This is a genomic window from Rhizobacter sp., from assembly GCA_021153565.1.
Classification (GTDB): domain Bacteria; phylum Pseudomonadota; class Gammaproteobacteria; order Burkholderiales; family Burkholderiaceae_C; genus Albitalea.
In genome coordinates this window covers 19,627-28,807 of record JAJKJU010000290.1, presented here as the reverse complement: position 1 = coordinate 28,807, position 9,181 = coordinate 19,627, and the positions used below count along the sequence as shown (strand labels likewise).

7 protein-coding genes are annotated in these 9,181 nt (G+C 60.7%); 1 reads left to right on the top strand and 6 read right to left on the bottom strand.

All coding sequences use genetic code 11. The features are described 5' to 3' along the window. Positions 1-180 precede the first annotated feature (180 nt). From AC30NL_RS18400 to AC30NL_RS18380, 5 genes are all read right to left on the bottom strand, one after another. Positions 181-1,803: a SpoVR family protein gene (locus tag AC30NL_RS18400; RefSeq protein WP_489465437.1), complete on the bottom strand. Its 1,623-nt coding sequence runs from the start codon at positions 1,801-1,803 to the stop codon at positions 181-183. Between the two features lie 70 nt (positions 1,804-1,873). Beyond that, positions 1,874-3,151 carry a YeaH/YhbH family protein gene (locus AC30NL_RS18395; RefSeq protein WP_489465436.1) on the bottom strand — a complete coding sequence of 426 codons (1,278 nt, stop codon included), beginning with the start codon at positions 3,149-3,151 and terminating at the stop codon, positions 1,874-1,876. Positions 3,152-3,181: 30 nt separating this feature from the next. Next, positions 3,182-5,104, bottom strand: a complete 1,923-nt coding sequence (locus AC30NL_RS18390) for a PrkA family serine protein kinase (RefSeq protein ID WP_489465435.1) — start codon at positions 5,102-5,104, stop codon at positions 3,182-3,184. Between the two features lie 415 nt (positions 5,105-5,519). Beyond that, the gene (locus tag AC30NL_RS18385) at positions 5,520-6,425 is read right to left on the bottom strand and encodes a ParB/RepB/Spo0J family partition protein (protein ID WP_489465434.1); all 906 of its coding nucleotides are present in this window, start codon (positions 6,423-6,425) and stop codon (positions 5,520-5,522) included. Between the two features lie 14 nt (positions 6,426-6,439). Then, positions 6,440-7,003, bottom strand: coding sequence for an RBBP9/YdeN family alpha/beta hydrolase (locus AC30NL_RS18380; RefSeq protein WP_489465433.1), 564 nt, complete (start codon positions 7,001-7,003; stop codon positions 6,440-6,442). A 44-nt stretch (positions 7,004-7,047) separates the two neighbouring features. Between AC30NL_RS18380 and argC the strand changes: the two genes are divergently transcribed. Then, positions 7,048-7,995 carry an N-acetyl-gamma-glutamyl-phosphate reductase gene (argC, locus tag AC30NL_RS18375; RefSeq protein WP_489465438.1) on the top strand — a complete coding sequence of 316 codons (948 nt, stop codon included), beginning with the start codon at positions 7,048-7,050 and terminating at the stop codon, positions 7,993-7,995. A 334-nt stretch (positions 7,996-8,329) separates the two neighbouring features. On the opposite strand, the gene AC30NL_RS18370 is transcribed toward argC, so the two are convergent. Continuing rightward, entirely contained in the window at positions 8,330-9,100 is a 771-nt protein-coding gene (locus AC30NL_RS18370) for a ParA family protein (RefSeq protein WP_489465432.1), read from the bottom strand. Between the last annotated feature and the right edge of the window lie 81 nt (positions 9,101-9,181).

The following is a 9,181-nucleotide window of genomic DNA, read 5'->3' as shown; positions in this document are numbered from 1 at the left end:
TCACGCCAAAAGCCCCTGCTCGTCGTTGCAAATGCTCGCCATAGCCAAGCTATGGCTGCGCTTTGCGCCTAGATCAGGCGCCTTTTGACGTGCTGCTCGGAGACGTTCGAAATACTCCCAGCCTCTCAGCCCCGATGAACTCCGCGAACCTTTTCGCGCGGAATTCCCGTGGCACCGTGTTTATGGGTGGCTCGGGGCAGGCACCGACCAGCGCTTCGTGACAGTGCCGGCGTTGTCGACGCTTTCCAGATGCACGCCGAAACCCCACAGCCTCGCCACGTGCTTCAACACCTCTTGGGCGGTGTCATGCAACGGGCGGTCGTTGTGCTGCGTGTGGCGCAGCACAAGCGAACGGTCGCCGCGTGTGTTCACGCTATAGACCTGAATGTTCGGCTCGCGGCTTCCCAGGTCGTATTGATGAGACAAGGCTTCGCGCACGCGCCGGTAACCGGTCTCGTCGTGAATAGCCGACACCTCGAGCTCGCTCTCCTTCTCGTCGTCGACGATGGAGAACAAGCGGAACTCGCGCATCAGGTTCGGTGACAGGTACTGGCCGACGAAACTTTCGTCCTTGAAGTTGCGCATCGCGTGGTCGATGGTCTCGAGCCAGTCGGCGCCCGCGATTTCGGGGAACCACTGCCGATCTTCGTCGGTCGGCTTCTGGCAGATGCGCTTGATGTCGGTGTACATCGCAAAACCAAGCGCATACGGATTGATGCCGCTGTAGGCGCGATGCCCCACTGGCGGCTGATAGACGACGTTGGTGTGCGACTTTAGCCACTCGATCATCACACCGTCGGTCAGGTGGCCGTCGTCGTACATGGTGTTGAGAAGGTTGTGGTGCCAGAACGTGGCCCAGCCCTCGTTCATCACTTGCGTTTGCCGCTGCGGATAGAAGTACTGCGCAACCTTGCGCACGATGCGCACGATCTCCCGCTGCCAAGGCTCTAGCAGCGGCGCGTTTTTCTCGATGAAGTACAGCAGGTTCTCCTGCGGCTCTTCGGGGAAGCGGCGCACCTGCGATTCTTCGGCTTCCTTGCCACGTTGCTTCTTGGGCAAGGTGCGCCACATATCGTTGATCTGGCGCTGCGCGTAGGCCTCGCGGTCTTCGCGGCGGGCCTGCTCTTGCGCGAGCGACAGCTTGCTCGGCCGACGATAGCGGTCCACGCCATGATTCATCAGCGCGTGGCAGGAGTCGAGCGTTTCCTCGACCGCGTCGAGGCCGTAGCGCTCTTCGCATTCGGCGACGTAATTCTTCGCGTAGACGAGGTAGTCGATGATCGACGACGCATCGGTCCACATCTTGAAGAGATAGTTGCCCTTGAAGAAACTGTTGTGGCCGTAGGCCGCATGCGCAATGACAAGTGCCTGCATCGCCATCGTGTTCTCTTCCATCAGGTAGCTGATGCAAGGATTGGAGTTGATGACGATCTCGTAGGCCAGGCCCATGTGCCCGCGCCGATAGTTCTTCTCGGTTGCAATGAATTCCTTGCCGTAGCTCCAGTGACGGTAGTTCACCGGCATGCCCACCGAGGCGTAGGCATCCATCATTTGTTCGGCGGTGATGATCTCGAGCTGGTTCGGGTAGGTGTCAAGGCCGAAGCGCTGCGCCGTCTGCCGGATCACCGTGTGGTATTGATCGATCAGTTCGAAGGTCCAGTCGCTCGGTGCCGGCAGCGGCTTCTCGGCGCGAGGCGGCGTGACGATGTCGGCGGCGCGCCTCACACGCACCTTGGGTTCGGGAACATGAGTTTCAAACATGTCTGTCGTCGGGTCCGGCAATGCTATGGCTCGTCGCGTCATGTTGGTGCCTCCGATCCACTATTAGTTTCGACGTTCGGGTTGGTCGGCACCTCGACGACATTGCGCTGCTTCATGTCGTCGCCCCTTCCTTCTTGAAAAGCTCTCGGAAGACGGGATAGATCTGCGAGGCTTCGGTCACCTTGCGAATCGCGAAAGCCTTCGCGTCCGCAGACAACGTCGAATATTCATCCCACAGGTTCTGCTCTTCCTCGGCCACTTGCACATAAGCGAAGTAACGGCAAAGCGGCAGGATGTTGTTGGCAAGCAGCTCTCGGCAACGTCCGCTGTCGTGATGCCAGTTGTCGCCATCGCTCGCCTGAGCGCCGTAAATATTCCATTCGCTGGTCGGATAGCGGGCGCGTGCAATCTCTTCCATCAGCACGAGTGCACTCGACACCACCGTGCCGCCCGTTTCGGTCGAGTGGAAGAAGTTTTCTTCGTCGACTTCCTGGGCCTGCGTGTGATGGCGGATGAAAACGATGTCGATCTTTTCGTAATGCCGCGTGAGGAAGAGGTACAGCAGGATGAAGAAGCGCTTTGCCAAGTCCTTGCGCGATTCATCCATCGAGCCGGAAACGTCCATCAGGCAGAACATCACGGCCTTGGCGGTTGGCACCGGAACGCGAACGCGGCTGCGGTACTTCAGGTCGATGGGGTCGAGATAGGGAATACGGCCCAGCCGCGCGCGCAGGGCTTCGATTTCTTCCTCGAGGGCCTTGATCTCGTGTTGGTGCGCCGGAGTATCGGGATGCTGTTTGAGCGTCTCGAGATGCTCTTCGAGTCGACGCAATTCCTTGCGTGAATCGCCCCCCAGCGCAATGCGCCGGCCAATCGCACCGCGCATCGAGCGCACCACGTGCAAGTTGTTCGGCGTTCCGTCGCTGGAAAATCCTGCGCGATGCGTCTTGAATTCCGGCGTTTCAGCCAGTGTCGTCCGGGCAAGGTTTGGCAATGCAAGGTCATCGAAGAAGACCTGCATGAACTCCTCTTTCGAGAGATGGAAGACGAAATCGTCGTCGCCCTCGCCCGAGTCGCTCGCCTGGCCGCCGCCGCCTCCGCCACCACCACCTCTGGGCCGCTCGATGCGATCGCCGCGCACGTACTCTTGGTTGCCGGGATGCACCATCTCGCGCTTGCCGCCCTGGCCGTGCCCGAAGACCGGCTCGGTGATGTCGCGCTTCGGGATGTGGATGTCCTCGCCTTGTGCGATGTCGCGGATGCCGCGTCCGTCGACAGCCCGCTTCACCGCCTCGCGGATCTGGTCCTTGTGACGGCGCAGGAAGCGCTCTCGGTTGCCGATGGACTTGTTCTTGCCCGCCAGCCGCCGGTCGATGATCTGCTGCAACATGAGGAGCCTTCTTCCGATACCTCGCCCTTATTAGGAACTCTTGCGCACTCGCAAGTACCACTCGCACAGCAGGCGAACCTGCTTGGGCGTGTAGCCCTTTTCGACCATGCGCGTCACGAAGTCTTCGTGCTTCTTGGCTTCGTCGGCACTCGCCTTTGCGTTGAAGCTGATGACTGGCAGCAGCTCTTCGGTGTTGGAGAACATCTTCTTCTCGATCACCGTGCGCAGCTTCTCATAGCTGGTCCACGCGGGGTTCTTGCCCTGGTTGCTCGCGCGTGCACGAAGCACGAAGTTGACGATCTCGTTGCGGAAATCCTTCGGGTTGCTGATGCCCGCGGGCTTTTCGATCTTCTCGAGCTCCGCGTTCAACGACGACCGGTCGAACACTTCGCCGGTGTCGGTGTCGCGGTACTCATGGTCTTGAATCCAGTAGTCCGCATAGGTCACGTAGCGATCGAAGATGTTCTGGCCGTACTCGCTGTAGCTTTCGAGGTAGGCCGTCTGGATTTCCTTGCCGATGAATTCGGCATATCGGACCGCCAGGTGCTCCTTGATGAAGGCGAGATACTTCTGCTCGGATTCCGGCGGGAACTGCTCGCGCTCGATCTGCTGTTCAAGCACGTACATCAGGTGAACGGGGTTCGCTGCGATTTCAGTCGAATCGAAGTTGAAAACCTTGGAAATGATCTTGAACGCGAAGCGCGTCGAGATGCCGCTCATGCCCTCATCGACCCCGGCGTAGTCGCGGTATTCCTGGAAGCTCTTCGCGCGCGGGTCGGTGTCCTTCAGATTTTCACCGTCGTACACCAGCATCTTGGAGTAAAGCGATGAGTTCTCCGGTTCCTTCAGACGCGTGAGCACCGCGAACTGGCTCATCATCTTCAAGGTGCCCGGTGCACAGGTTGCATGCGCAAGCGACGAACCCCGCAGCAGCTTTTCGTAAATCTTGACCTCTTCCGACACACGCAGGCAGTACGGTACCTTCACGATGTAGATGCGGTCGAGGAAAGCCTCGTTGTTCTTGTTGTTGCGGAAAGCCTTCCACTCGCTCTCGTTGCTGTGCGCGAGCACGACACCGTCGAAGGGAATGGCGCCGAAGCCTTCCGTGCCCTTGTAATTGCCTTCCTGCGTCGCCGTCAGCAGCGGGTGCAGCACCTTGATCGGTGCCTTGAACATTTCGACGAATTCGAGCAAGCCCTGGTTCGCCAAGCACAGGCCGCCAGAGTAGCTGTATGCATCCGGGTCGTCCTGCGCATAGGTTTCCAGCTTGCGGATGTCGACCTTGCCGACCAGCGATGAAATGTCCTGGTTGTTCTCATCACCCGGTTCGGTCTTGGCGATCCCGGTCTGTTTCAGCACGGACGGGAAGCGCTTGACGATCTTGAACCTCCGGATGTCGCCGCCGTACTCCTCAAGACGCTTTACGGCCCAAGGCGACAGAATTCGGTTCAGATACCGACGAGGAATGCCATATTCCTTCTCGAGGATCGGCCCGTCTTCGGTCGCATCGAAGAGCCCGAGCGGCGATTCGTTCACCGGCGATCCCTTGATCGAGTAGAACGGCACCTGCTCCATCAATTGCTTGAGGCGCTCGGCAATCGACGACTTGCCTCCGCCCACCGGGCCGAGCAAGTAAAGAATCTGCTTCTTTTCCTCCAGCCCTTGCGCGGCGTGGCGGAAGTAGGACACCACCTGTTCGATTGAATCCTCCATGCCATAGAACTCGGCAAAGGCAGGATAGATCTTGATGACCTTGTTCGCGAACAGGCGCGACAGACGCGGTTCATTGCGCGTGTCGATGGTTTGCGGGTCGCCAATGGCCTTGAGCATGCGCTCAGCGGCAGTGGCGTACGCCAACGGATTGCTTTTGCACTCCGCAAGGTAGTCCTCCAGCGAGAGTTCTTCTTCGCGAGTGCGCTCAAAACGAGCGGCGAAATGGCTGATCACATCCATGCTGACCTCCAGGATCTGGTCGGCAAATGACCGAGGTGCCACCTCGGCCACCGCCTTGGGAAGTTCTGATGAAGTCCGACCACCCGCTCACGGTCATGGGCTCCATCAGAGCTTTCCTTGCGATCAGCGCAATGCGTGATTCAAGCTTCGCTCAACCAGACAACGCTTGAAGCAACGATATCAAGGACAGGTTGCCTCGTAGTTTCCCACTTCGTTACTTCAAGCCCTGCAGCCAATTCAGCAAGACCCGTGCCTTCACGATACTCCACTTGGCCCGGACTGCGCCAGCCCTCCAGTGCAGGGACATGCCCGGATGTGACTAAGTTCCATCTTGGTCATGCGGTCATCGGCGTGTGAAGGCGCCGCATTGGGGACGATTGTGTGCCATCGGCTTGACATGCACAGACGCATCGGGTCATCCCCGGGACAAGCCCAGCCTGTCGAGCAAGCCGTTCAGCTCGTCGAGCGAACCAAAGGCGATGGCAACCTCGCCCTGTTCGCCGCGCTTGGTCCGCTTCTTCACCCGGATTTCCACGGTCGCGGTCAGAGCATCCGAGAGTTCTTCTTCTATGCGACGAATGTCGCGCGGCTTCTCCGATTGCACGCGCAACAGCGGCTTCTGGCGCGAAGTCGCGGCCTTGGCGGCGAGCTTTTCCGCTTCTCGAACACTCATCTTCTTCGCCACGATCTCGCCAGCGCAAAGAATCTGCTGCGCACCATCGAGCGGCAGCAACGCACGCGCGTGGCCCATGTCGATATCACCAGCCATCAGCATTTGCTGAATGGGTTCGGAGAGATTGAGCAGGCGAAGCAGGTTACTTGCTGCACTGCGCGAGCGGCCCACGGCCTGCGCGGCTTGCTCGTGCGTGAGGCTGAATTCGTTGATCAGGCGCTGAATGCCCTGCGCCTCTTCCAACGGGTTGAGGTCTTCGCGCTGGATGTTTTCGATCAGCGCCATCGCGGCCGCGGCCTCGTCGGGCACGTCCTTGACCAGCACAGGCACTTCGTCCAGGCCCGCAAGTCTGGCCGCCCGCACGCGGCGCTCGCCGGCGATGATCTCGAACTGATCTACGCCCACGGCACGCACGAGCACCGGTTGCATGATGCCCTGGGCCTTGATGCTCTCGGCCAGCTCGTACAGCGAGCCCTCGTCCATGCGCGTGCGCGGCTGGTACTTGCCGGGCTGCAATTGATCGAGCTTGAGTGCGTTGGGGGCGCCCTGGATGACGGCCGCCTGCAGGACTTCTGCCCCCTCCTTGACTCGGGGACCCAACAGCGCTTCGAGGCCGAGGCCGAGGCCCTTCGGTTTCTTTGTGACCATGGGCGAATTGTCCGCTATCGGAACGCACGGTCCGTGAGGCGGTCGAGCAAGGCAATACCCTCCGGCCAGCCGTCGAGGCCTGATTCGTCGTTGATGTGGCCCCGATCGCCGATGGAGACAAGCTCTGCGCCCCAATCAGTGGCCATGGCAATTGCGCGATCCGTTGCACAGAACGGGTCGTTCGTGCTCATCACCAGGATGCTCGCGAAGGGCAATTGCTGACGAACGATGGGACGCCAGTTGAAGAGGTTGGGCGCCATGCCTTCATGCTCCGTGTCGGGTGGCGCGACGAGCAAGGCAGCCTTGACGCGGCCCGTGTGCCGCGAATGGGCGGCCCAGGCGGCGATGAGCTGGCAGCCCAGGCTGTGCGCAACCAGCACGGTGGGCTCAGGCGTGGCGAGCAGCACGTCGTCCAGCCGGGCCATCCAGTCGCCGCGCCGAGGCCAAATCCAGTCGTCCTGCTGGATGCGCTCAAAGCCGTGGAGAGCCTCCCAACGGCTTTGCCAATGGGTCGGTCCGGAATCGAGCCAACCGGGGAGCAAGAAGACTTTGTAAGACAGCGGACCGGCAGCAGTCATGTGGGAGCGCTTATCCTTCAGGATTCAGGAGTTTGGATATGGCAATAAAGCATCGCGTGTTCGTCGACGGCCAGGAAGGCACCACCGGCTTGCGCATTCACGAGTATCTCGCGCAGCGCAAGGACATCGAGGTGCTGCGCATCGATCCCGAGCGCCGCAAAGACGCGGGCGAGCGTGCGCGGCTTCTGAATGAGGCGGACGTGGCGTTCCTTTGTCTGCCCGATACTGCGGCGCGCGAAGCGGCGGCGCTGGTGACGAATCCCACGACGTGCCTGATCGACGCGAGCACCGCCCATCGCACGGCTGTCGGCTGGGTGTTCGGCATGCCTGAGCTGGCACCCGGGCAGCGAGATCTCCTTCGTGCCGCCAAGCGGATCTCGAACCCGGGGTGTCATTCCAGCGCGTTCATCTTGTTGCTGCGCCCCCTCATCGACGCCGGCCTCGTGCCTTCGAACCTGCCAGTTTCGGCAACGTCGATCACCGGTTATTCCGGCGGCGGCAAGAAAATGATCGAACAGTACGAGGCGGGCGGCGATGCCCGCCTGAATGCACCGCGGCCCTATGGCCTGACGCTCGGCCACAAACACGTACCGGAGATGACTGCCCACACGGGGCTCAGCGTGAAACCGGTGTTCCAGCCCATCGTTGGCAGCTTCCTCAAGGGTCTCGCGGTGAGCGTGCCGCTGCATCTGTCGCAGCTCAAGGCTGGCACGACGCCGGAGGCCTTGCATGCTGCGCTGGTCAAGCGCTATGTGGGTGAGCGATTCATCCGAGTGATGCCGCTGCGCGACCCTGACACGCTCGAGAAAGAAGGCGGATTCTTCGACGTGCAGGCATGCAACGACACGAACTGTGTCGACATTTTTGTGTTCGCAAGCGACTCTCAGACCATCCTGATGGCGCGGCTCGACAACCTCGGCAAGGGTGCGAGCGGAGCCGCCGTGCAAACGATGAACGTGCATCTCGGGCTGGACGAAGGCCTCGGACTCTGACGCCTTCTGTCCATTGCCCAAGAAGCGGCGGGAGGCGTCCCCGGGCAGTGACACAGGAAGCCTAGGCGGTGATAGACGGCACGCGCTGGGAGGTTGTCATCTTCGAGCTGCAGGAAGGCCGTCGTCGCCAGCGTGACGACTCGTCCCAAATTAACCACAGCAGGGCCGGCGATGCCCAGGGCGAGTTTTTCGTCGGGAGATAACCCGGGAAGATCGCATTACGCAAAGCGCCCTCTTGGGTCTTGCCGGCGCAAAAGCCCAGCCATCGACTATCCGCCGCCGCGGTGGGGCGCTCGCCTTGTAAAGGTAATTGCACCGCAATGGTGCATTCGCACTATATCAAGGCGATTCTCTTCACCATTTCTTCCGCGAACTCCATGAAGGCCTGGGCGCCCTTGGACGCTGGATCGAAAACCACACCCGGTAGGCCGTAGCTTGGCGCCTCCGCCAGTCGGACGTTGCGCGGAATCACCGTGTTGAACACCTTGTCTGCGAAGTGTGCCTTCAATTGCTCGCTCACTTGCTGCTGGAGCGTAATGCGCGGGTCGTACATCACGCGCAGGAGGCCGATGATCTGCAGGTCCGGGTTGAGGTTGGCGTGCACCTGCTTGATGGTGTTGACCAGGTCACTCAGCCCTTCGAGCGCGAAGTACTCGCACTGCATGGGCACGATCACGCCATGTGCGCAGCACAGGCCGTTCAACGTCAGCAGACTGAGCGACGGCGGGCAGTCGATCAGCACGAAGTCGTAGTTCGATGCCACCGCCCCGATAGCACCCTTGAGACGCTTGTCTCGCCGCTCCAGCTCGACCAGCTCGACCTCCGCGCCCGCCAGCTCTCGATTGGCACCAAGCACGTCGTAGCCGGCCTTCTCACTGCGTTGGCACGCTTCTGCGATCGATGCGCTTTCCAGCAAGACGTCATAGACGGTGAGTTGGAGCGCGCGCTTGTCTATTCCCGATCCCATGGTCGCGTTGCCCTGGGGGTCGAGGTCCACGACCAGCACGCGCTGGCCGACGCGACCAAGCCCAGCGGCGAGGTTGACAGCGGTGGTGGTCTTGCCGACACCGCCTTTCTGATTGGCGATGCAAAAGATTCGAGCCATGTGTTTGAGTCTTGGTAGGCGGAAAACCGTCGCGGGGCCGGAGCGCTTAGCACCAAGCGCATTCGAGTGATTGTCGAGGCT

Coding starts and splice junctions, on each gene's coding strand:
- AC30NL_RS18400 (WP_489465437.1), bottom strand. CDS start 1,803: ATGACGCGACGAGCCATAGCATTGCCGGACCCGACGACAGACATGTTT.
- AC30NL_RS18390 (WP_489465435.1), bottom strand. CDS start 5,104: ATGGATGTGATCAGCCATTTCGCCGCTCGTTTTGAGCGCACTCGCGAA.
- AC30NL_RS18370 (WP_489465432.1), bottom strand. CDS start 9,100: ATGGCTCGAATCTTTTGCATCGCCAATCAGAAAGGCGGTGTCGGCAAG.
- AC30NL_RS18385 (WP_489465434.1), bottom strand. CDS start 6,425: ATGGTCACAAAGAAACCGAAGGGCCTCGGCCTCGGCCTCGAAGCGCTG.
- AC30NL_RS18395 (WP_489465436.1), bottom strand. CDS start 3,151: ATGTTGCAGCAGATCATCGACCGGCGGCTGGCGGGCAAGAACAAGTCC.
- AC30NL_RS18380 (WP_489465433.1), bottom strand. CDS start 7,003: ATGACTGCTGCCGGTCCGCTGTCTTACAAAGTCTTCTTGCTCCCCGGT.